The 22,134-nt window shown below is 57.5% G+C and carries 20 protein-coding genes; 5 read left to right on the forward strand and 15 right to left on the reverse strand.

The genetic code is table 11. The features are described from left to right. Position 1: 1 nt before the first annotated feature. The 5 genes from atpD to AC2FI9_RS16515 form a co-directional block, all read right to left on the reverse strand. The gene (gene atpD / locus AC2FI9_RS16495) at positions 2 to 1,426 is read right to left on the reverse strand and encodes a F0F1 ATP synthase subunit beta (protein ID WP_108859264.1); all 1,425 of its coding nucleotides are present in this window, start codon (positions 1,424 to 1,426) and stop codon (positions 2 to 4) included. Positions 1,427 to 1,446: 20 nt separating this feature from the next. Next, a complete protein-coding gene (locus AC2FI9_RS16500) occupies positions 1,447 to 2,322 on the reverse strand; it encodes a F0F1 ATP synthase subunit gamma (protein WP_496723962.1) in 876 nt (291 codons plus the stop codon). A 15-nt stretch (positions 2,323 to 2,337) separates the two neighbouring features. Next, the gene (atpA, locus tag AC2FI9_RS16505) at positions 2,338 to 3,876 is read right to left on the reverse strand and encodes a F0F1 ATP synthase subunit alpha (RefSeq protein ID WP_058275507.1); all 1,539 of its coding nucleotides are present in this window, start codon (positions 3,874 to 3,876) and stop codon (positions 2,338 to 2,340) included. Next, the gene (locus tag AC2FI9_RS16510; RefSeq protein WP_108859262.1) at positions 3,877 to 4,437 is read right to left on the reverse strand and encodes a F0F1 ATP synthase subunit delta; all 561 of its coding nucleotides are present in this window, start codon (positions 4,435 to 4,437) and stop codon (positions 3,877 to 3,879) included. 311 nt (positions 4,438 to 4,748) lie between these two features. Next, entirely contained in the window at positions 4,749 to 5,483 is a 735-nt protein-coding gene (locus AC2FI9_RS16515) for a class I SAM-dependent methyltransferase (RefSeq protein ID WP_058275506.1), read from the reverse strand. Between the two features lie 61 nt (positions 5,484 to 5,544). On the opposite strand from AC2FI9_RS16515, the gene gloB reads away from it, so the two are divergent. From gloB to AC2FI9_RS16530, 3 genes are all read left to right on the forward strand, one after another. Continuing rightward, on the forward strand, positions 5,545 to 6,312 hold the full coding sequence (gene gloB, locus AC2FI9_RS16520) for a hydroxyacylglutathione hydrolase (RefSeq protein WP_496769110.1): 768 nt from the start codon (positions 5,545 to 5,547) through the stop codon (positions 6,310 to 6,312). Between the two features lie 172 nt (positions 6,313 to 6,484). Continuing rightward, positions 6,485 to 8,809 (forward strand): ATP-dependent Clp protease ATP-binding subunit ClpA, encoded by a 2,325-nt coding sequence (clpA, locus tag AC2FI9_RS16525; protein WP_496738222.1) that lies wholly within the window; start codon positions 6,485 to 6,487, stop codon positions 8,807 to 8,809. 138 nt (positions 8,810 to 8,947) lie between these two features. Beyond that, entirely contained in the window at positions 8,948 to 9,835 is an 888-nt protein-coding gene (locus AC2FI9_RS16530) for a YHYH protein (RefSeq protein WP_496769112.1), read from the forward strand. A 26-nt stretch (positions 9,836 to 9,861) separates the two neighbouring features. Here the strand turns inward: AC2FI9_RS16530 and AC2FI9_RS16535 are convergent, their stop codons facing one another. The 3 genes from AC2FI9_RS16535 to AC2FI9_RS16545 all read right to left on the reverse strand — a co-directional run bounded on the left by AC2FI9_RS16535 (position 9,862) and on the right by AC2FI9_RS16545 (position 13,344). Continuing rightward, the gene (locus AC2FI9_RS16535) at positions 9,862 to 11,562 is read right to left on the reverse strand and encodes a peptidoglycan -binding protein (protein WP_496769114.1); all 1,701 of its coding nucleotides are present in this window, start codon (positions 11,560 to 11,562) and stop codon (positions 9,862 to 9,864) included. A 3-nt stretch (positions 11,563 to 11,565) separates the two neighbouring features. After that, the gene (locus AC2FI9_RS16540) at positions 11,566 to 12,744 is read right to left on the reverse strand and encodes a biopolymer transporter ExbB (protein ID WP_496769116.1); all 1,179 of its coding nucleotides are present in this window, start codon (positions 12,742 to 12,744) and stop codon (positions 11,566 to 11,568) included. 69 nt (positions 12,745 to 12,813) lie between these two features. After that, the gene (locus AC2FI9_RS16545; protein WP_496769118.1) at positions 12,814 to 13,344 is read right to left on the reverse strand and encodes a gamma-glutamylcyclotransferase; all 531 of its coding nucleotides are present in this window, start codon (positions 13,342 to 13,344) and stop codon (positions 12,814 to 12,816) included. Positions 13,345 to 13,411: 67 nt separating this feature from the next. On the opposite strand from AC2FI9_RS16545, the gene AC2FI9_RS16550 reads away from it, so the two are divergent. Next, positions 13,412 to 14,413, forward strand: a complete 1,002-nt coding sequence (locus AC2FI9_RS16550; RefSeq protein WP_496769120.1) for a DUF2125 domain-containing protein — start codon at positions 13,412 to 13,414, stop codon at positions 14,411 to 14,413. On the opposite strand, the gene AC2FI9_RS16555 is transcribed toward AC2FI9_RS16550, so the two are convergent. The 4 genes from AC2FI9_RS16555 to AC2FI9_RS16570 all read right to left on the reverse strand — a co-directional run bounded on the left by AC2FI9_RS16555 (position 14,410) and on the right by AC2FI9_RS16570 (position 18,740). After that, positions 14,410 to 15,261 (reverse strand): extensin-like domain-containing protein, encoded by an 852-nt coding sequence (locus AC2FI9_RS16555; protein ID WP_496769122.1) that lies wholly within the window; start codon positions 15,259 to 15,261, stop codon positions 14,410 to 14,412. The two genes, AC2FI9_RS16550 and AC2FI9_RS16555, sit on opposite strands and share 4 nt — an antisense overlap. Next, on the reverse strand, positions 15,258 to 16,178 hold the full coding sequence (locus AC2FI9_RS16560) for a prephenate/arogenate dehydrogenase family protein (RefSeq protein ID WP_496769124.1): 921 nt from the start codon (positions 16,176 to 16,178) through the stop codon (positions 15,258 to 15,260). The genes AC2FI9_RS16555 and AC2FI9_RS16560 overlap by 4 nt, the downstream gene beginning before the upstream one ends. Next, on the reverse strand, positions 16,175 to 17,260 hold the full coding sequence (gene hisC / locus AC2FI9_RS16565; protein WP_496769126.1) for a histidinol-phosphate transaminase: 1,086 nt from the start codon (positions 17,258 to 17,260) through the stop codon (positions 16,175 to 16,177). The genes AC2FI9_RS16560 and hisC overlap by 4 nt, the downstream gene beginning before the upstream one ends. Before the next feature lie 64 nt (positions 17,261 to 17,324). Further along, positions 17,325 to 18,740, reverse strand: coding sequence for an aminotransferase class V-fold PLP-dependent enzyme (locus AC2FI9_RS16570; RefSeq protein WP_496769128.1), 1,416 nt, complete (start codon positions 18,738 to 18,740; stop codon positions 17,325 to 17,327). 103 nt (positions 18,741 to 18,843) lie between these two features. Between AC2FI9_RS16570 and AC2FI9_RS16575 the strand changes: the two genes are divergently transcribed. Then, positions 18,844 to 19,305, forward strand: coding sequence for an Lrp/AsnC family transcriptional regulator (locus AC2FI9_RS16575; protein ID WP_108859492.1), 462 nt, complete (start codon positions 18,844 to 18,846; stop codon positions 19,303 to 19,305). Between the two features lie 277 nt (positions 19,306 to 19,582). On the opposite strand, the gene rpsD is transcribed toward AC2FI9_RS16575, so the two are convergent. The 3 genes from rpsD to AC2FI9_RS16590 form a co-directional block, all read right to left on the reverse strand. Further along, positions 19,583 to 20,203 (reverse strand): 30S ribosomal protein S4, encoded by a 621-nt coding sequence (rpsD, locus tag AC2FI9_RS16580; RefSeq protein WP_058275494.1) that lies wholly within the window; start codon positions 20,201 to 20,203, stop codon positions 19,583 to 19,585. Between the two features lie 200 nt (positions 20,204 to 20,403). Next, positions 20,404 to 20,904: a hypothetical protein gene (locus AC2FI9_RS16585; RefSeq protein WP_496769130.1), complete on the reverse strand. Its 501-nt coding sequence runs from the start codon at positions 20,902 to 20,904 to the stop codon at positions 20,404 to 20,406. A 413-nt stretch (positions 20,905 to 21,317) separates the two neighbouring features. Then, positions 21,318 to 22,061 (reverse strand): hypothetical protein, encoded by a 744-nt coding sequence (locus AC2FI9_RS16590; RefSeq protein ID WP_496769132.1) that lies wholly within the window; start codon positions 22,059 to 22,061, stop codon positions 21,318 to 21,320. Positions 22,062 to 22,134 lie beyond the last annotated feature (73 nt).

The following is a 22,134-nucleotide window of genomic DNA, read 5'->3' on the forward strand; positions in this document are numbered from 1 at the left end:
CTTAGGCGGCTTCTGCGGCCATCTTCTCCGCTTTGGCGATCACGTCGTCGATGCCGCCAACCATCAGGAAGGCTGCCTCGGGCAGGTGATCGTATTCGCCAGCCACAACGGCCTTGAACGACGCGATGGTGACATCCAGAGGAACCTGAACGCCAGGCGAGCCGGTGAAGACCTGTGCCACGTCGAACGGCTGCGACATGAAGCGTTCGATCTTACGGGCACGGGCCACGGTCAGTTTGTCCTCTTCCGACAGTTCGTCCATGCCGAGAATGGCGATGATGTCCTGCAGCGACTTGTAACGCTGGAGGATCTGCTGAACGTCAGTCGCAACCTTGTAGTGCTCTTCACCAACGATGGCCGGGTCGAGCAGACGCGAAGTCGAGTCGAGCGGGTCAACCGCCGGGTAGATACCCTTTTCCGAGATCGCACGGTTAAGAACGGTGGTCGCGTCCAAGTGAGCAAACGAAGTTGCCGGTGCAGGGTCGGTAAGGTCATCCGCAGGCACGTAGATCGCCTGAACGGATGTGATCGAACCCGACTTGGTCGAGGTGATGCGTTCCTGCAGGGCGCCCATGTCGGTGGCCAGTGTCGGCTGGTAGCCCACCGCCGAAGGAATACGACCCAGCAGAGCCGAAACCTCGGAACCCGCCTGCGTGAAGCGGAAGATGTTGTCGACGAAGAACAGAACGTCGGTACCGGACTGGTCGCGGAACTGCTCGGCCAGGGTCAGGCCGGTCAGAGCAACACGCGCACGTGCTCCCGGAGGTTCGTTCATCTGGCCGTAAACCAGGGCAACCTGCGATTCCGACAGGTTGTCAGGCTTGATGACGTTCGATTCGATCATCTCGTGGTACAGGTCGTTTCCTTCACGGGTCCGTTCACCAACACCCGCGAACACCGAGAAGCCCGAGTGCACTTTTGCGATGTTGTTGATCAGTTCCATGATCAAAACGGTTTTACCAACGCCGGCACCGCCGAACAGGCCGATCTTACCGCCTTTGGCGTAAGGGGCCAAAAGGTCAACAACCTTGATGCCTGTGACCAGAACTTCCGACTCGGTCGACTGTTCTGCGAAGGTCGGCGCAGGCTGGTGAATTGCGCGGGATTCGGTTGCCTCAACCGGGCCCTTTTCGTCGATGGGGTCGCCAACAACGTTCAGGATGCGGCCCAGAGTGGCGTTACCAACGGGAACCGAGATCGGTGCGCCCATGTCGGTTACAGCCTCGCCGCGGACCAGACCTTCGGTTGCGTCCATCGCGATGGTGCGGACAGTGTTTTCACCCAAGTGCTGAGCAACTTCCAACACGAGGCGCTTGCCGTTGTTGGTGGTTTCCAGCGCGTTCAGAATTTCAGGCAGCTGATCTTCGAAGTGCACGTCGACGACGGCCCCGATGATCTGTGTGACTTTGCCTTTTGCATTCGCCATGTTTCGTCTCCGGTTTGTCTCTACAGCGCTTCGGCGCCGGAAATAATTTCAATCAGCTCGTTGGTGATCACGGCCTGACGCGAACGGTTGAACTGGATCGTCAGCTTGTCGATCATCTCACCCGCGTTGCGTGTTGCGTTGTCCATCGCGGACATACGTGCACCCTGTTCCGAGGCTCCGTTTTCGAGCAGAGCCGAGAAGATTGCAGTCGCAACCCCCTTGGGCAGCAGGTCGGCCAGAATAGCCTCTTCGCTGGGCTCGTAGTCGAACACGGCACCACTGTCGTCGCCCTCGGTGTCCTCGAACGAGGCAGGGATAACCTGTTGTGCCGTCGGGATCTGGGTCACAACGTTGACGAACTTCGAATAGAAGATCGTGGCAACGTCGAACTGACCCCCGTCGAAGCGGGACAGAACATCCTTCGCGATGTCTTGCGCGTTGGTGTAACCCAGACGCTTGACCTCGCTCAGGTCGATATGTCCAACGAACAGATCGCCAAGATCACGCTTGAGCGCGTCGCGGCCCTTCTTGCCGACAGTCAAAACCTTGACCGTCTTGCCTTTCAGGCGCAGCTCTTCCGCTTTGACACGGGCCAGCTTGGCGATGCTCGAGTTGAAGCCGCCACACAGGCCGCGTTCAGCTGTCATGACAACCAGCAGATGGACATCATCACTGCCCGTACCACGGAGCAGCTTGGGGGCGCTGTCGCTGCCCCCGACCGATGCCGCCAGCCCCGCCATCACGGCATTGAACCGTTCGGCATAGGGACGAGAGGCTTCGGCAGATTCCTGGGCGCGGCGCAGTTTTGCAGCCGCGACCATCTGCATGGCCTTGGTGATCTTGCGGGTCGATTTGACCGACTCGATCCTGTTTTTAAGATCCTTAAGATTTGGCATGTGCCCGCCTCTCCCTTAAGCGAAGGTTGCGGCGTATTCGTCCAGCGCAGCCTTGATCTTGTCGGAAGCGTCGCCCTTGATCTTGGGATCTTCGTCGGTGATCCACTGAAGCAGGTCGGCGTGCTTGCCGCGCAGGTGCGCCAGCAGGCCAGCTTCGTAACGGCCAACATCGGACACGTCGATCTTGTCGAGGTAACCGTTGGTGCCGGCGAAGATGACGCAGACGATTTCAGCGTTGGTCAGTGGCGAGTATTGCGGCTGTTTCATCAGCTCGGTCAGACGCGCACCACGGTTCAGCAACTGCTGGGTCGCGGCGTCAAGGTCGGAACCAAACTGCGCAAACGCAGCCATTTCGCGGTACTGAGCCAGTTCCAGCTTAACCGGACCGGCAACCGACTTCATCGAGTTGGTCTGAGCCGAAGAGCCCACACGCGAAACCGACAGACCGGTGTTCACAGCAGGACGGATGCCCTGATAGAACAGTTCGGTTTCCAGGAAGATCTGGCCGTCGGTGATCGAGATCACGTTGGTCGGAATAAACGCCGAAACGTCACCACCTTGCGTTTCGATAACCGGCAGAGCGGTCAGCGAGCCAGCACCAAAGTCTTCGTTCAGCTTCGCCGAACGCTCCAGTAGGCGGGAGTGGAGATAGAAAACGTCGCCAGGATAGGCTTCACGTCCGGGCGGACGACGCAGCAGCAGCGACATCTGACGATAAGACACAGCCTGTTTCGACAGGTCATCATAGATGATCAGAGCGTGGCGGCCATTGTCGCGGAAGAACTCGGCCATTGCGGTTGCGGCATAGGGTGCCAGGAACTGCATCGGCGCCGGGTCGGACGCGGTTGCGGCCACAACGATCGAGTAGTCAATCGCGCCGGACTCTTCCAGTTTCTTAACCAGCTGCGCAACGGTCGAACGCTTTTGGCCGATCGCGACGTAAACGCAGTACAGCTTCTTCGACTCGTCGTCGCCTGCCGCATCGTTGTAGGTTTTCTGGTTCAGGATCGCGTCCAGAGCAACGGCAGTTTTACCGGTCTGACGGTCACCAATGATCAGTTCCCGCTGGCCACGGCCAATCGGGATCATGGCGTCAACCGACTTCAGGCCGGTTGCCATCGGCTCGTGAACCGATTTACGCGGGATGATGCCCGGTGCTTTGACGTCAGCAACGCCACGCTCGGTGGATTCGATGGGGCCTTTGCCGTCCAGCGGGTTACCCAGGCCGTCAACAACACGACCCAGCAGACCGTTACCAATCGGAACGTCCACGATCGAGTTGGTGCGCTTGACGATGTCACCTTCTTTGATGTCACGGTCGGAACCGAAGATAACGACACCAACGTTGTCGCTTTCCAGGTTCAGCGCCATGCCCATGATGCCGCCGGGGAATTCGACCATCTCACCCGCTTGCACATTGTCCAGACCGTATACGCGGGCAATCCCGTCACCGACGCTCAGCACGCGACCGATTTCGGCCACTTCGGCTTCCTGACCAAAATTCTTGATCTGGTCCTTCAGGATTGCAGAAATCTCTGCAGCTTGGATTCCCATTTATCCGACCTCTTTCATTGCATTCTGTAGGGAGTTGAGCTTCGAACGGATCGAGCTATCGATCATCTTCGAGCCCACTTTAACGACAAGACCGCCAATGAGGCTTTCATCAACGGTCGCATTTATTGTCACGGTCTTGCCCACACGCTCGGACAGCGTCTTGGACAGTTTTTCCAGTTGTGTCTTGGTCAGCGCCTTGGCCGACGCGACATCGGCGGTCACTTCGCCACGTTCGTCCGCCAGCATGTCGCGCAGAACCTGCACCAACTCGGGAACGACGAACAGACGGCGCTTCTGTGCCATCAGAGCCAGCGTGTTACGCATGATGGCGTGCAGACCCATTTTGTCAGCGATTGCGATAATGGCGCCTTCTTGTTCGGCGCGAGACACCAGAGGCGATGCGATCAGGTCGCGCAGCTCGGCGCTTTCGCCCAATGCTGCTGCCAGATCGTTGATTCCGGTTTCCAGACCTGCGAGGTCATTATTCTCTTTGGCGATCTCAAAGATCGCGGTGGCATAGCGCTTGGCGATGCCTGTGGAAATCGAAGCTGGTTCGGACACGTCCACCCTTCCGATATTTTGGGCCCCGAATTCGCGTTGCGGCAGCTACCCCGGGGGCGTGAAGAAACCCCGGCCAGACGGTCGGGGATCAAAATCACCGGGGATGTAGCAGAGCCGAACCCAGCTAGCAATATATTATCACGGCAACAGGTTTATCCACAAAATGTTCAATTTCAATAACTTAAGAAGGGTGCGACCCTTTTATCCGGCTTACGCGAGCGAAAAATGTTACGAAAGTGTCGGTTTTTGCGATTCCTGTGTCCTTTTTCCCTCAATATTTACGAATTGAAGAGGGAATATGACCCAGCTGCTCAGGCTGGTTTCAGAAGGCCATCAAGCGCCTTTATCGGACGACGTTCGGCATCCTTTGCAACACTGCCACTGGGCGGTCGGATGTGTTTTGTCACCTCAACCATCAGCACTCCGCCAGCCATGACTGTTGGCAGCCTTTGGCCAGTCTTTTCGATCAGGCTCGCCGACTTTAGCCAGAAACGGCGGAATGACGGCGGCAGATATAGAGCCGAGCAATGGCTTTCCGGGATGAAGTGATGCGCCTTGAGCTGACTTTCCAGCTGCGAAGCTGTGTACGGCCGACCAAAGCCAAACGGGGTCTTGTCCGTCCGCGACCACAAACCCGCCCGGTTTGGCACAACAAAGAATGCGCGCCCCCCTGGCCCCAGCACACGCCAGCACTCGCTCAGCAATTGGCTGGGCCGCTGCGAGGTTTCAAGCCCGTGCATCACAATCAGCTTGTCGACATGACCCGTTTCAATGGGCCACAGGGTTTCTTCGGTCAGAACCGACACATTGGGCATTCCGGCGGGCCAGGGCATGACGCCTTGCGGGCCTGGCATCAAACCGATAACGCGGCGGGCGTCCGCAAGATAAGGGCGCAGCAATGGGACCGCGAAGCCGAATCCTGCAACCGTTTGCCCCTTGGCCTCGGGCCATTGCTCGATCAATCGCCCACGGATCGCCGCTTGCGCGGCACGACCCAGAGTGCTGCGATAGTAGAAGTTCCTCAAATCCTGCACATCAAGATGCATTGCAGACACCCGGTCAATCGGCTTAGCTGGGCGCAGTCTAGCAACGAAAGGGCAAAAGGCCATGCCTCTTGAGGTCGTTACCATCCCATGTCTCAGCGACAATTACGCATTTCTGGCGCATGACGCCGCAAGCGGCAATACCGCACTGGTCGACGCGCCCGAAGCCGGACCCATTCTGGCCGAGTTGGACAAGCGCGGCTGGACATTATCCCATGTTCTTCTAACCCATCACCATTGGGACCATGTGGATGGCCTGTCTGCCATTTTGGAAAAACACCCGGCCAAAGTTGTTGGCGCGGCCGCCGATGCGCACCGCCTGCCCCCGCTGGATCAGCAGGTCAGCGACGGCAATATGTTTGAATTCGGAGGCGAGCAGATTCGGGTGCTGGATGTGTCCGGCCATACTGTTGGCCATGTCGCCTTTTACATGCCGGACAGCGCAGTTGTTTTCACCGCAGACAGCCTCATGGCTTTGGGATGTGGACGCTTGTTTGAAGGCACGGCGCCACAGATGTGGGCTTCTCTCAGCAAATTGGCCGCCCTTCCCGATGAGACAATCGTATGCTCGGGCCACGAATACACGCAATCAAACGCAAAATTCGCTTTGACCGTCGATCCCACCAATGCCGCACTGCAAAAACGCGCCGATGATATCAACCGCGCTCGCGCTGCCGGAGAACCCACAGTCCCTTCGACGATGGCGCTGGAAAAGGCCACAAACCCGTTCTTGCGGGCCGCTGACCCGGCGATTCAGGCGCATTTGGGAATGCAAAATTCGGACCCCGCAGAAGTTTTTGCTGAAATTCGGACTAGAAAAGACAGCTTCTAGTACCCAAATTGCCTTCCTCACGGCCACGGTCACGTGAAATGTGACTGTCAAGAGCAAGAAAACCCTTGAAGCCGGGCCACGATCAACCAAACTCTAATAGTATGAGGACATGGTTGGGATGGGGTTCCGGCCGAAGCCTGCCCCTTTCGACCCAAGACAGAGGAGCACCCGCGTGCCTTCATTCTCGAGCACATTAGAACAAGCCATCCACGCGGCCTTGGCAGCTGCGAATGAACGGCGTCACGAATTTGCCACGCTAGAGCATCTGCTTCTGGCGTTACTGGAAGAACCTGACGCCATCCGCGTCATGAAAGCCTGCAGCGTCGATCTGGAAGAACTGCGCAGCACTCTGGTTGAATTCATTGACGAAGACCTGTCCAATCTGGTCACGGATATCGACGGTTCTGAGGCCGTGCCAACGGCCGCTTTCCAACGCGTCATACAACGCGCGGCGATCCACGTCCAAAGCTCGGGCCGAACCGAAGTGACCGGTGCAAACGTTCTGGTCGCCATCTTCGCCGAACGTGAAAGCAATGCGGCCTATTTCCTGCAAGAGCAGGACATGACGCGCTATGACGCGGTTAACTTCATCGCGCATGGCGTGGCCAAAGACCCTGCCTACGGCGAAAACCGCTCAGTTTCGGGTGCGGACCAAGTCGAGGAAGAGGCTCAACCTGGCGTCACCGAAGGCGAACAAAAGGAAAGCGCGCTTGGGAAGTACTGCATTGACCTGAACGCTAAATCGCGCGCAGGCGATGTCGACCCGCTGATCGGCCGTGCTGATGAGGTTGAGCGTTGTATTCAGGTCCTGTGCCGCCGCCGCAAGAACAACCCGCTGCTGGTAGGTGATCCCGGCGTGGGCAAGACCGCCATCGCTGAAGGCCTGGCACGCAAGATTGTTGGCGGCGAAGCGCCAGATGTGTTGTCTGAGACCACAATTTATTCTCTCGACATGGGTGCTCTGCTGGCAGGTACCCGCTATCGCGGAGACTTCGAGGAACGCCTGAAGGCGGTTGTGACCGAGTTGGAAGACCACCCGGACGCGGTGCTGTTCATTGACGAGATCCACACCGTGATCGGTGCCGGTGCCACCTCGGGTGGCGCGATGGATGCGTCGAACCTGCTGAAACCTGCCCTGCAGGGCGGCAAATTGCGCACCATGGGCTCGACCACATACAAGGAATTCCGTCAGCATTTTGAAAAAGACCGCGCGCTGAGCCGCCGGTTCCAGAAGATCGACGTGAGCGAGCCTTCGGTCGAAGATAGCGTGAAAATTCTGCGCGGTCTGAAACCCTATTTCGAAGAGCATCATGAGATCAAATATACCGCCGATGCGATCAAGACCGCGGTGGAACTGTCGGCCCGCTACATCAACGACCGCAAACTGCCCGACAAGGCCATCGATGTAATCGATGAGGCCGGTGCGGCGCAGCATCTGGTGGCCGAAAGCAAACGGCGCAAAACCATCGGGGTCAAGGAAATCGAGGCGGTCGTCGCCAAGATCGCCCGCATTCCGCCCAAGAACGTCACCAAAGACGATGCCGAGGTGCTGAAAGATCTCGAGGCTTCGCTGAAACGTGTGGTGTTTGGCCAGGATCTGGCAATCGAAGCGCTTTCCAGTGCGATCAAGCTGGCACGTGCCGGTCTGCGTGAGCCAGAAAAGCCTATCGGCAACTACCTGTTTGCTGGTCCTACCGGCGTGGGTAAAACCGAAGTCGCGAAACAACTGGCAGATACGCTGGGCGTGGAACTGCTTCGGTTCGACATGTCGGAATATATGGAGAAACACGCCGTCAGCCGTCTGATCGGTGCGCCTCCGGGCTATGTAGGCTTTGATCAGGGTGGTCTGCTGACCGACGGCGTCGACCAGCATCCGCATTGCGTGCTGCTGCTGGATGAGATCGAAAAGGCCCATCCGGACGTGTTCAACATCCTGTTGCAGGTGATGGACCACGGTGAGTTGACCGATCACAACGGACGTACGGTGAACTTCCGCAACGTTGTGCTGATCATGACCTCGAACGCGGGTGCGCAGGAACAGGCCAAGGCTGCCATCGGCTTTGCCCGTGACCGTCGCGAGGGTGAGGATACGGCCGCAATCGAACGTATGTTCACGCCGGAATTCCGCAACCGACTGGACGCCGTGATCTCATTCGCGCCACTGCCGAAAGAGGTCATCCTGCAGGTGGTCGAGAAGTTCGTGCTGCAGCTCGAAGCGCAATTGCTGGATCGCAATGTGACCATCGATCTGACCCCCAAAGCTGCCGCGTGGCTGGCGGACAAAGGGTATGATGACAAGATGGGTGCTCGTCCTCTGGGTCGTGTCATTCAGGAACACATCAAAAAACCACTGGCCGAGGAGTTGCTGTTCGGAAAGCTGGCCAAGGGTGGTGTGGTCCGCGTGTCTGTCAAAAAGGGCGATTTGAACCTGGAAATTCTTGGCCCCGATCAACCGCGTATTCCGGGCGACAAACCTCCGCTTTTGACCGCAGACTAAGACCCAATTTACTCAATGAAATTGATCGCCCGGTTGCCCAGCAACCGGGCGATTTCGCTTCCGTCACAATCGAATGCGACGGAATAACCAACCCCGCGCGTTTCAATGTCACAGTTGAATCGCAAAAAGGGGATTTTGATGACCAAAACCGTCGCCGTTTGGAGCATTGCTTTCACTCTCTCCGCCGTTGCCGCCATTGCAACCGCCCAGCATCGATTTCGGTATCATGATGAGACGGAAACACGACCGTTGCGCTTGCAGGCCGCAACGGTTGATCCGGGGCACAGCCACTCCGAAATCTCTGAGACCCGCAAAAGTATACGCGTCTCGGCAAACGGGATCCCCGATCACCTTGTCGGGCGCTTTCCGAACCAAGGCAACCCGCACAGCATTTCCGAGCAACGTGTCAATGTGAAAGTACCGACGAACCCGAAATCCAATCGATCCACCACCCCGCTTGAAATGGGTTGGAATTTTGGTGTGTCTCTGAACGGCGTCGTGTTCGACCCGCTGGCCGCTGAGTTCTGGCAGGGCAATCCCCGCTCAGGCTGGTCATACAATGCGCTTGGGGGCGCGGTTACTTTGGGGTTCGACGAAAACTATGCGCACGTTCAACCCAATGGAAAATACCATTATCACGGCATTCCCACCGGTTTTGTTGAGCTGCTGAACTATTCACCCAACCGACATTCACCGCTGATCGGATATGCGGCAGACGGCTTCCCAATCTATGCGATGACCGGCGTTGTGGATGGGAAAGTGACACAAATTAAGTCGTCCTACCGTCTGAAGAACGGCAACCGCCCCGGAGGAAACGCGCCCGACGGAAAACATGATGGCACGTTCAATGAGGACTACGCCTATGTAGCAGGCGCCGGAAATCTGGATGAATGTAACGGAGCCTTTACGGTTTCGCCTGAATATCCATCTGGAACGTATGCCTATTTCCTGACTGAAAGTTACCCGGTCATCCCGCGCTGCTTTGCGGGCAAGCCCGATAGCAGCTTTCGGTTCGGTCGTCGCTAACCCGGGTTTCTTAACGAGTGTCTCGGTTACCTTTCGGTGAGTTTCAGCTCGATTCGGCGGTTTTGCGCCCGGGCCTCCGGGGTGTCTGCCGGGTTTACGGGCTGGAACTCACCAAAACCGTTTGCGGCCAATCGGCTCGGCGGGATACCCAGCGCATCGACCATGTACCGCACTACGGACAAGGCACGACCCTGACTAAGTTCCCAATTGTCGCGATAGCGCCCGGAACCGGCCAGCGGCACGTTATCAGTGTGACCATCAACGCGGATCACCCAGTTCAGGCCTTCGGGAATTTCAGCCGCCACGCTGCGCAGGATATTTGCCACCTTGGCGATGTCCTGCTGCCCGGCCGGTGACAAAACGGCCGAACCCGTGTCAAACAGGACCTCGGACGAGAACACAAAACGGTCGCCTTCGATCCGAACGCCTTCTTCATCCCCTAGGACGTCGCGCAATCTTCCAAAGAACTCTGACCGATAGCGCTGCAGGTCCTCGGCCTGCGCCGCCAATTCCTGATTTTGTCCAGACAGAGCTTCGGCCTCGGCCTCCAGCCGGGCACGCTCAGCCTCTTCCAACAGACGCCGACGGCGTTCTTCCGAGGCCGCGCGGGCCAAAGCTGCGTTCAGGTCCTGACCCAGGGTCTGAATTCGAATGTCCGAAGCGGCGTTGCGTTCTTCATAGTCGTCCAACAACGCCTGCAACCCGCCAAGTTGTTGGCGCAGTGCCGCCATCTGTTGGTTCAACAACGCCGTCTCTCGCTGCGCTTTTGCGGAAATCGTTTTCTCATCTGAAATCGCATCACGGGCCACAGCCAACAGGTTTGCACGCTCTTCGGCCAATGAGCGCTGCGTTTGTGCCTCGGCCTGCGCCTCGGTCTGCGCAGCCAAAGCGGCTTGTAGTTGCGCCTGCAACTCCTCCGCATCCAGCGCACCAAACTGGCGCTCAAGCTCGGCCCTGGCGGCTTGTGCTGCGGCAAGCAGGGTCAATGTATCCTCAGCTTCTTTGCGCTGTGCTTCCAAGGCCAGTGTCATTGCTGTCAACTCGGCATCTGCATCCTGCAGACGGTTGCGCAGGTTCTCGGCAGCTGCAGCTTCGGCTAGCTTGGCGGCCTCTTCCGCACTGATCTGTTCTTCCAGTTCACTGATCCGGGTGGATTGCGCCGCGTCGCTTTGTTCAAGATCCGCAACCAACGCCTCCAGCGCCTCGCGTTGGGCGGCAGCCAGCCGGGCGGCTTCGGCCTGTTCGTCGATCTCAGATCGGCTTTGCGCCAGTGCGAGGTTCAGCGCCTCTTGGTCCTCCAGCAACTTGGCGCGCTGGGATTCCAGTGTTGCAATGGCACCGCGCGCCCGCTCCTGATCCGTCAGAAGTGCGGCGACCTGCGCCTCGAAATCCGTGATACGTGCCTGCGACAAGGCCAGGTCCACTTCGGCCCGCGCCAGCGTATCTTCAGTTTGCGACAGGGTCGTGTTCAACGCGCCAAGACGGGCCTCCAGGCGGCTATTCTCACGCTCCTCCAATCCCAATGCCCCGGCCAGCGCTGCGACTTCGTCCGACAGGGCGGTCAATTCGTCCTCTTGCCCGGAAATGGTTTCGCGCAACACGAACTGCACCACCATAAAGATGGTCAGAACGAAGGTCAGCACCATCAGCAAACCGGTGATCGCGTCAACAAAACCCGGCCAAACCGAGCCCTGAAAACGCTGACCTGTGCGACGGGACAGAGCCATGGATTACTCTCCTTCCGGAGCGGTGCGCACGGCGCCTCGGGGCAATGTCAGAGCTTTGACCAGCAATTCGATATCCTTGCGCAGTTCGCTCATGCTTTCCTGACGACCGGCCGAAATTTCTTCGAGGATACGCAAAAGTTGAACGTCCATCGACCGCAGGCGCATCCGGCTTTCGGCGTCAATTCCTTCACCCGTGCCCTGATCACGCATGTGATCCAACAGGGCGTCCTGCCCAAGGGCCACACGCTCCAATGCGGCTGTCACCCCTTCGGATTCAGACTGTCGCACATTCATCTCACCAATCGCGTCGACCAACTGGCCCAGTTTGACCGAAACGGCAGCGCGATCAGCCTCATGCCCTGAAAACAGGTCCTGCAGCGCATCCATCTGTTCGGACATCGCGTCCAGAACTGGGGTCAGAACCGCAATTTCCGCCCCACCTTCCTCAGCCGCGGCAAAGCCAACACGGGTGATTGAGGACAACCATTCCTCAAGCTCGCGGTAGAACCGGTTCTGGCCGTGACCAGCGAATAATTCCAGCAAACCGACGATCAGAGATCCGGCAAGGCCCAAAAGGGACGACCCGAATGCCACGCCCATTCCTTGTAGCTGGGCCTCAAGCCCCACCATCAGGCGGTTGAACACGGCCAGCCCTTCTTCGCCCTCTTGCGGGTTCAGGCTGCGGATCGTGTCGACAATGGCTGGGACGGTGGTCGCCAGTCCAAAAAACGTGCCCAAGAGACCCAGGTAAATCAGAACATTGGTAATATAGCGCGTGATCTCACGCTCTTCTTCGACGCGTTCCGCGACCGAATCCAGGATCGACCGGGTCGAACTTGAGCTGATCTGCGATCGTGCACCGCGTTCGCGCAGCAATGAGGCTAAAGGTGCCAGCAATTGCGGCGTGCGCGCGTCTTCGCGGACAACGCCGCCAACAAAAGCTTCAATCCAGCGCACCGACCCAATCAGCTGTGTCACCTGAAAGAAACAGGCAAAAACGCCGATTATGAAAACCAGGATGATAAAGCCGTTCAGGTACGGGTTGGCCTGAAATACCGGCAACACATAAGGCAGCGCCATAAAGACGCCCAAGCCTGCCAGGCCAATTGCGACCAACATCATCACAATTTGACGGATGGGATGCGAGAATTGGGGTCTCGCGCCCTGATGTGCCTGCGCCATGCGCGTACTTCCCGGTTCTTGCCTGCTCTGGCGTGAATCTAGCCAAAATCCGCCGGGTACGCCAAGGATTTATGCGGTAATGCTGCGCACCCGTTGCGCTAACCACTCAAGATCGGGATCGCGCAGGTCGATCTCGGCCAGATGTTCAGCAGTATTATACAGGTATTCTGTGTTCGGACCGCGCCCACCAATTGCGTGTGCTATGATCTGCGCCTGCTCTTCCAATGGCATACCGCCACAATATTGGACGTGATCCGCGTCGATCACATAGGTCACCGCGGTGACGACTTCGCCATTGTTCAAATGCACATCAAGGTTTTTCTCGACATAGGCTGACGAAATCAGCTCACGCTCGCGCAACTCATGCAAGGTGCGCTCTTCATGGCCGGCCTCGACCGAAAGTGCCAAGCCAGTGCAATTGGCATCGGCCTGTTCATCCAGTGCCAGCACAAGGCCGGGGTGTTCTTCGGTGCCGCGATGGTGGATCGAGCTCATGCAGAACGACCGGGCGTATCCATGCAATGTGGCGTGTTCGCTGCGGGCGACCGGAAAGCCCGGATTCCACAGCAGTGATCCATATCCAAAAACCCACATCGTCATAGCTCTGGTCCTTGCCCGTTTCGGCCTATAAACATCAAATTCAACGCGGGAAAAAGGGCCAACTGCCATGCGCGGTCTAATACGAGTAGTCATTTTCTTAACGGTTATCTGGAGCGCCTATTGGTTCGTTGCCGGATTCGGTTTGCGCAACGCAATCACCGCCTGGTTCGACAATCAGCAGGAACAAGGCTGGCAGGCGGACTTTTCCGATGTTTCAACAGCCGGGTATCCGTTTCGTCACGTTACGCGCCTGAACAGTCCTGCTCTGGCAGACCCGGTCAACGGCACCGCGTGGAGCGCGGATTGGATTGAGTTCCAAAGTCCTGCGATCTGGCCCGGGCGCCAGGTGCTGCGCTTTGCCGACACGCCCCAGCGCCTGTCCTATTTTGATCAGACTGCGACCATTGAAGCCAGCGATCTGCAAGCCGAGCTACAGCTGCAACCCGGTGTGGCGCTGGAGCTGGAAAAAATGGCTTTGACCGCGGGTTCATGGTTGATCACCGATGATGCCGAAGCGCTGGCTGGCGGCGATACGCTGACATTGGTTATGGAACAGACCTCTATTCCGGTAACCTATGCCATCGGCGCTCGAATAGACGGGTTTACCCCGGGAGATGGTCTGCGCGATTTGATGCGGTCTGCGACCACGTTGCCGCAGGCGTTTGAGACGCTCGAACTGGACATGACGGCCACGTTCAACAAACCGTGGGATCGTACGGCTCTTGAACAGGGCAGACCGCAGCCGGTGAAGATTGACCTGAACCTGGCCGAGATGAAATGGGGCGCTTTGCGTTTGTTTGCGGCGGGTGAGCTCGACATTGACTACCAGGGCATCCCAACGGGCGAGATTGCGGTCAAAGCTGAAAACTGGCGCGACATGATTGCCATGGCCAATGCCGCAGGCGCCCTGCCCGATCAGGCCGTTGATCCTGTGACACGGGCACTAAACTTTATGGCCGGACTAGGTGGAAACCCAAACGCGCTGGACTTGCAATTGAACTTCCGCGACGGCTTCGTGGCACTTGGACCGTTGCCGCTGGGGCCTGCGCCCCGCCTGATCTTGCGTTAACGGCAATATGGCCCGCGACGATGGCGGGCGGTATCCAGATGGAAATGATCCCGGTGATATCGGTCGGCGTTTGGCCCTAGTACAGTGCCAAACGGCCCGCACGCTTCGCGCCAGATCTTGACCAGTTGTTTTTGGGACGGGTTCTTGCGCCACCCGTTCAGGACCGACACAACCTCTCCATCGGCCATCTTGAAAGCCGAGATATCAATTGCACGGCCTTTGCCGTGCTCGGAAATACGGGCGCCTTTACGGTTGTTTCGCGTCCGACACGCATAATGCGCGGCGACCTGCAACTGGACCACCGGCCCGCGTCTCTTGAAGGTCGGCTTGACTGCCTTTTCAACCCACTTGTTCAGCGCAACAGCCGTTCCACAATCCATCGTGGAAGGACGACTAAGCGTCACCCCCGAGATCGAGGTGATCTGCACTGCGTCCTTGATCCCACACGCCTTGATCTTACCCGGTACAGTGCCGACTGGCTTGCCCTGTATATTGATGTCGCCGCATACCGACCCCTTACGCAACTTACGCTTTTTGAACAGCGCCTCCTGCTCAAGGGCTTTGGGCCGCAGGTACGGCTTCAGCGATGTGTCTGGTCCAAGCAGGGGCAGGTCTGCGGGACGGGCCGCGACCGCCAAAACCTGCGGCGACGCTGGCCGCAACTCCGGGCGTATCGTCGCCGGAGGCAGCTGAGGCAACACCGCGCTGCTGAGGACGATCTGTTGCGGGACCAGTACAGTGCCGGGCCGCGACAACGGTACTAACGAGCGTTCCAGTGAACCAGCCTGAGTCGACGCTGCGCAAAGCGCTGCAAATGCAATCAGAGTGGTTCTCCAGCCCCGTGTCATGGGTTCGTTTTCCCCCGTCCGAAATCTGGCGCATCCGTGTCTTGCCCGGCGTCAATGATGCCGCGGCGGATCGCGCGTGTACGGGTGAAATAGTCGAATAGTTGCTCGCCGTCACCTGTTCTGATTGCGCGCTGCAAGGCAAACAGCTCTTCGGTAAACCGGCCAAGGATCTCCAGCGTCGCTTCCTTGTTGGTCAGGAACACGTCACGCCACATCGTCGGATCCGAGGCTGCAATGCGGGTGAAGTCCCGGAACCCCGCAGCGGAATACTTGATAACTTCGGTATCGGTGACCCGACGCAGATCATCCGCCACGCCAACCATTGTGTAGGCGATCAAGTGCGGCGCATGCGATGTCACGGCCAGAACCAGATCATGGTGATCCGCGTCCATTTCATCAACGTTTGAGCCCATGCCTTCCCACATCGCTCGCAGGCGGGCAATCGCGTCCGGATCAGAGCCTTCGACCGGAACCAACAGGCACCAGCGGTTATCAAATAGCTCGGCAAATCCCGATTCCGGGCCAGAATGCTCGGTCCCCGCCAACGGGTGCGCGGGTATGAAATGAACGCCATCAGGGATTTCAGGCCCAACGGCCTGAATAACGTGGTGCTTGACCGAGCCGACATCTGTCACTGTCGCCCCAGGTTTCAATGCGGGCGCAATTTCCTTTGCAACAGCCCCCATCGCGCCGACAGGGACGCAGAGCACGACAAGATCCGCTCCCTCGACCGCCTCTTGCGCGCTGTCGCAAACGCGGTCGCACAGACCGATACGGCGGGCCGTTTCGCGGGTGGCCTCGGACCTCGCATAGCCAGTCACCTCGCCCGCAAGCCCGGCGCGTTTGATCGCCCAGAACATTGACGAGGCGATCAGGCCCAGCCCGATCAAGGCCACACGGTCGTAAACTTGGCTCATGCGGCGCCCCCTTTGAACGCAGTGATGGCCGCAACAACGCGGCGGCAGGCTTCTTCGTCGCCCACGGTGATCCGCAGGGCATTTGGCAGGTTGTAGCCCGCCACGCGGCGCACGATCAAACCCTGGGTCTTGAGATAGTCGTCACACGCTTCGGCCTCGGCCTGGTTGGCAAAGCGGGCGAGGATGAAATTGGTGCAGGACGCATCCGACGGAATCCCGATCTTGTCCAGTTCTTCCGACAGCCACACCCGCAGGCGCGCGTTTTCAGCCTGGCAGAAGGACAGGAATTCCAAGTCATTCACCGCTGCCTCTGCAGCAGCCAACGCGGTCAAGGACAGGTTGAACGGCTGGCGCACCCGATTCAGAACGTCGATAATCGACTGTGCGGCATAGCCCCAGCCGACACGCATCCCACCCAGACCGTACACCTTGGAAAAGGTGCGCGTCATAATCACGTTGTTAAATCGGTCTACCAGCGATGCACCGCCGTCGAACCCTTCGACAAACTCGGCATAGGCCCCGTCGATCACGATCAGGCAGGTCTTGGGTAATGCCTCGGCCAAACGCAGCAATTCAGCCTCGGGGATCATAGTCGAGGTCGGGTTGCCCGGGTTCGTCACGAACACGATCCGGGTCTGGTCGGTCACGGCGGCCAAAATGTTGTCGACATCCACGTGGCGGTTGCGCTCGGCCACCATCACCGGTGTCGCGCCGGCCATACGGGCGATGATCGGGTACATTGAAAACCCGTGCTCGGTATAGATGACGTCATCGCCCGGCCCGGCATAGGCCTGGGCGATGAATTGCAGCACCTCGTCACTGCCTACGCCGCAGATTAACCGCGCAGGGTCCAACCCGTGCCTTGCGCCTACCGCTGCGCGCAAACTGGCGTGGTCGGTGCTGGGATACCGATGAAGCGTCGCCGCACTACCGCGCACGGCCTCGATCGCCTTGGGGCTGGGACCAAACGGATTTTCGTTGGAGCTGAGCTTGATCACATGCTCTACCCCCGCCACATGCGACTGGCCGCCCTGATAGAGCGCGATGTCCATAATGCCGGGTTGCGGGGTGATCTTGTTCATAAGAGGCTCCGTTGTTGGAGCCTCTCATACCCGTCTCAACGCGTTGAGAAAAGCGGCAATTCCGTCACGCCGCTTTGAAGCGGGCGGTCGCCGGGTCGGCGTTGTAATAAGGGGCGAATTCTTCTGTCCTGTGGGACAGGTCATTGACGCTGTCGATGATGAACTGAACCGTCTCTTCGCTCATAAGATACGAGAAATTCAGGCGGACCCATCCGGGTTTCTTCATCTCTTCCCCTGCGGACAAAGCAGCATGCAGTTCAGCGGACGTCTCACGGTCGATATCCAGCAAGCGATGCGCATATGGCCCGGCACACGCGCAACCACCGCGCGCCTGAATGCCGTAGATGTCGCTGAGCATCCGGGTAAACAGCTGCTGATGCACCGGCTGGCCAGAGTTGTCCCGCACAAGGAAAGAATAGATCGGCAAACGATGCGGGTTTTCAGTACCTAGCAAAGTCAGGTTCGGATTGTCGCCCCACCCTTTCAATGCCATTTCATTGTACCGGGCTTCGCGTTCAGCAATTTCATCCGTGCCGACGACATCCTTAACGATGAAGGCCAGCGCGGCGCGAATATCTCCGATCACATTGGGTGTTCCGGCTTCTTCTCGCGTGGCCAAATCCTCGCTGTAGTCATGGCGCCAGGGCGACACAAAGCTGACAGTGCCGCCACCAGGCCAACTTGGGCAAGTGCGGCGAACTGCGTTCTGATTGACGATCAGCACACCGGACGCGCCCGGGCCGCCCGGGAATTTGTGCGGGGATACTACGATGGCGTCCTTGCGCGCATCTTCTGGCCCCATGTCCATCGGCAAATATGGTCCACCACCAGCGTAATCCCAGATCGAAACAGCGCCATGAGACTTGAGCAGCCGCGTGATCGGGTCCGGGTCTGTAATGATACCGGTTACGTTAGAGGCGGCGGAAAAAGACCCGACAATCAGATCGGAATCTGCATTGTCCACCAATGTCCGTTCAAGTGCACCGAGATCAACGCCGCCTTCGGGCGCTTCGGGAATTTCGATGACCTGCGCTTTGCTTTCCCGCCAAGGGAGGATGTTCGAATGATGCTCATACGGCCCGATCAGAACAACCGGCCGGTCAGCCCCCTCAATTCCCGTCAAACTGACCAGCCGGTTAAGACCCGCAGTGGCGCCGGACCCGGTAAAGATCACCGCGTCGTCTTCCTTTGCTCCAACAATGCGGGCTATTTCCGCGCGCGCTTCGCGGCGCAGACGGGTCATGTAAGACCCGCAATAGGAGGCCTCGGTATGGCTGTTGGCATAAAAAGGCAGCACCTCATGGGCGACAAAATCCTCTACCTGCTGCAGCGCACGACCGGAAGCGACGTAGTCCGCGTAAACCAGCGGAACGTCCCCATTCAGACCGGGGATCAGAACATTCTCTCCGATCAGCCCTTCGCGCAGGGTTGAATTGCGAGTGGTGGATTGGAGGTCTGCGCGAAATTTGGACAAGGTCATGATTGGTTCTCCGTATTGCACTACCAAATATGATTGAATGAGGATACAGAAACTTCACCTTTCTTTTGGTAGATTTCTAAAATTTCGTGTCATATGCTTCGATATGGCCGAAAAACTAGATCAAATTGACAAGCGTATCCTTCGCGAACTTCAAACAGACGCAACACTGTCGCAGCGTGAGTTGGCAGACCGAGTCGGGTTGTCGCAAAATGCCTGTTGGCGGCGGCTGAAGGCGTTGAACGAAAATGGCGTCATTACCGGTTCGACCGCTCGGATCGCCCGCGAGAAATTGGGACTGAGCCTTGTGGTCTTTGTTATGCTGCGCACCCGGCACCATTCGGCGGAATGGCTGCAAGCCTTTCGAAGCCATGTCCTGACCATCCCCGAGGTGGTGGATTTTCACCGCATTGGTGGCGACTATGACTATCAGTTGAAAGTCGTCACACAAGATATGACGTCATATGACAAGGTGTATCAGCGATTGATCGACAAGGTCGAACTGGACAGTGTGACCTCGTACTTTGCGATGGAGGCCATCGCCGAAAGCAGGCCGCTGCCAATTTGACTCAGCGCCTTCGGCGGGCTTGATCAGTGATTTGGCTGCAAGGCTGTTCGTAGGTTGTTACGCGTTCAATTCGAAATGCAGCTTGTGCAAGCCGAGCGTGAATTCCAGCATCCCACCCAATGCGGGCGTTCTGCTGAGGCACTTCGGTTGATACTTTTTGAAAACCCGAGACGCAAATTTTGGACATGCCGTCAAACCCAATACGCGTCGTCACATGACCAAACAAAAAAGGGCCGCGCAAACTGCGCGGCCCTGGAATTCTGGGTGTCGGCGAAAATTAGTTCTTCGCGTAGAATTCGACGACCAGGTTCGGCTCCATGACGACCGGGTACGGCACATCGCCCAGGCCCGGCGCGCGAACGAAGGTCGCTGTCATTTTCGAGTGGTCGGCGTCGATGTAGTCAGGCACGTCACGCTCGGCCAGAGCGGCAGCTTCCAGAACAACGGCCAGTTGCTTGGATTTGTCGCGTACTTCGATTACGTCGCCTTCTTTGACACGGTAGCTAGGGATGTTGACCCGCTTGCCGTTCACTTTGACGTGGCCGTGGTTCACGAACTGACGTGCAGCAAAGACAGTTGCAACAAATTTGGCGCGGTAAACAACAGCGTCCAGACGACGCTCCAGCAGGCCGATCAGGTTTTCACCGGTGTCGCCGTTCACACGTACGGCTTCGGCATAGATGCGGCGGAATTGCTTCTCGGTCAGGTCGCCATAGTAGCCTTTCAGCTTCTGCTTGGCGCGCAGCTGCAGACCGAAGTCCGACAGCTTGCCCTTGCGGCGCTGGCCGTGCTGGCCGGGGCCGTACTCACGACGGTTGACTGGGGATTTCGGACGACCCCAGATGTTTTCCCCCATCCGGCGGTCAATTTTGTACTTGGCAGACGTGCGTTTGGTCACGGCTGATCTCCTTCTTTAGGTCGAGGCCCACACAGGCCACTATGAAGGGCGTTGTCCTCTTGAGGTTTCCCCCATGACAGGAATCCCCTTACGGGGCCCACCAACACCAATGAAGCCGCGCTTATATCCGCAGAACTGGCGGAGTCAACACGACTATGGTTTTTTTGCTATGTGCGAATGCAGGCAGCCTGATTGGAACCTTAGTCTGCTACGCGTCGGACGCCCGCAACTGCGTTTTCCCACCCATTATCCATCGGCGACCGCGTCGGGAAAGCGACAACGGTTTGGTCCGGGAGGCTGGAATTGCTTTCGCTTTCAAACTCGGTATACGCGCTGACCCAGAATTCCTGATCGCGCGCAGGATACCCGTTTTCGAAAACCAGCGTCGGGTGTGTGTCTCCGGCAACCGAAAACAATAGCGCCGTGTACTTTTGTGCGCCATTGGTCAAAACGATACGACCCAGTGCTCCGTCTGCCAGATTCGGCGGCGGCGCTATGCTGCTTAGCACTTTTGATGCGTATGCTTCGGCCTGACCCGACAACACAAGGCCCTGTTCGGCCGGACTGGCCAATGAAAGAGCCTGCCCACGCCACGACCATGCGGCTCCTACTTTCAAAAAAGACTGAGGCGCCGCCTCAAGTCCGTTTAACTCTGTCTGCGTCCACGAAATGGATATGCGACCGCTGTCCCCGGCTGTCATTGTATCCGCCTGTACCTTTCAACAAATCACTGCTTACTGCACCTTCTTATCAGGACAGAATCTGGCGGAAAAGAGACCGAAGTGCAGCAATCACGTAAATGTTTCCGGTGTGTCAAGTCAAACTGATACTAAAAGCGAAATTAATTCAACCTTAGATTGTTTCTGACAAATAACGACGCACTAGCCTCAAGAAATCTCAAAGCGATTCTCTACTCAAATATTTGTTTTTAAATTGCAAAATAAGCCTAGGGTATTCGCTCTTCGTGTACCACCAATTCCAAGCGGTATTTTGGAAACCATGATATTCCGGTTCATCCAATCCTATCTGGGCCTCCGATTTGAGACGTCCGATCGTTGCATTGCAGCAACTAAATTGGGCAGCGGTACCAATCTGGGCCTGCCCTTGCTTCAACTCAACAATGGGTGCCATCCGACCGCTTCAGCTTTTCCAAGTACGCGCGTTTCGCGGCCGCCACCTCTTCATCGCTCAAATTCGACCGGTTCAGGTCCACAAAATAGTCTGCGCCTCCGGCTGGCTGGACGTTCCGATTTTCACTTGTGATGAGCCTGTCGGATCTCACGTTCAGAATGGAAAGTGCCTTGATCAACGGGAAATCGTGATCGCCCAGACCAGAAACGTTGACAGATTCGACCTCGGCACGCGGTGAAACCACTTCATTCACCCGGCGCACCACCGCCTCAAGATCTGCACCCTGTTGCAACGCCCTCCCGTATTGTGACAGATCCTCGCGGATTCTGTGGCTGCGAAGGTTTTGCCAATACGTACTTCTGATCCAATCGGCCGCGTATCTGGTCGTAAACAGAAAGATAATGCGATCCCCGGCATCAGTCAGGCGCGAAACCTCATCCAACAGGGCTTTGGAAAGAACGTGCGTTTGCTCATATGACCAAACCCCTTTGCGACCGGGGATCAAACCAGCGAATTCTTCATTGCTGATCAGCAGAGGTTTGCCACTTTGGTCTGCAAACGGCTTAAGCGCCTCGCGAACGGTTGCTCCGAAATTGCGAAGGGTGCGATCCTTGGGGGCGACCGCATACCGCCGCGCAGCCAGGCTGGCTTCTTGCAAGTCATCAGGCAAAAGAACATTCACGCGATCTTTCAGGTATCCCCGATTTTTCGAGAGCGTCTTTTGCAAGGTCGTTGTGCCCGTTTTATGAAAACCTTGATGAATTACGACCTTCAAAACATAACGTCCCGTTCGTCCTTGG

It is taken from the genome of Ruegeria sp. CDSA246 (genome assembly GCF_059611225.1).